The following is a 545-nucleotide window of genomic DNA, read 5'->3' as shown; positions in this document are numbered from 1 at the left end:
CTAGGCTCTGTACGAAAAGTAATGTCGCAAACACCGCATGGCACAAGCCAGTGAGACCATCGCCGCATAACTTTTCGCGAGTTTGTCAAAGCGCGTCACGATGCGGCGGTTTTCCTTCAGCCACCCGAACATGCGCTCAATGATGTTGCGCTGCCGGTACTTGGGGCGATCAAACAGTCTTGGCAAGCCCGGCCTTGGCTTGCGCTTCATGCTGCGCAGCGGGATTACCGGCTGCATCCGGTAACGATCACAGTAGCGGCGCAGGGCTTCGGCGTCATAGCCCTTGTCGGCCAGTAACCATCGGCAGCGCTTACGGGGACGACCGCGCGGGCTTGGGATGTAAGCCTCATCCAGCAGCGGTTGGGCATAAGCAATATCACTGGCTTGCCCGCCTGATAATAGAAAGCGCAGCGGCACGCCATTGGCATCGCACAGCATGTGAATCTTGGTCGTCAGGCCGCCCCGGCTGCGCCCGAGAGCATGGTCTTGCGGTTCTTCAGGCCCCCTTTTTTCCCGGCGCCTGATGAGGCTCGGGTTGCACGAAC

Annotated in this window: 1 pseudogene; it reads right to left on the bottom strand. The window is 59.6% G+C overall.

Features of this window, described 5'->3' with window-relative positions:
• Positions 1-545: pseudogene (locus EGM97_RS26120) on the bottom strand (IS5 family transposase); the annotation flags it as partial.

This window comes from Pseudomonas sp. AF32 (assembly GCF_022342325.2).
Lineage (GTDB): Bacteria > Pseudomonadota > Gammaproteobacteria > Pseudomonadales > Pseudomonadaceae > Aquipseudomonas > Aquipseudomonas uvaldensis.
The sequence above is the reverse complement of the archived record's forward strand: the minus strand, read 5'-3'. Positions and strand labels throughout refer to the sequence as shown.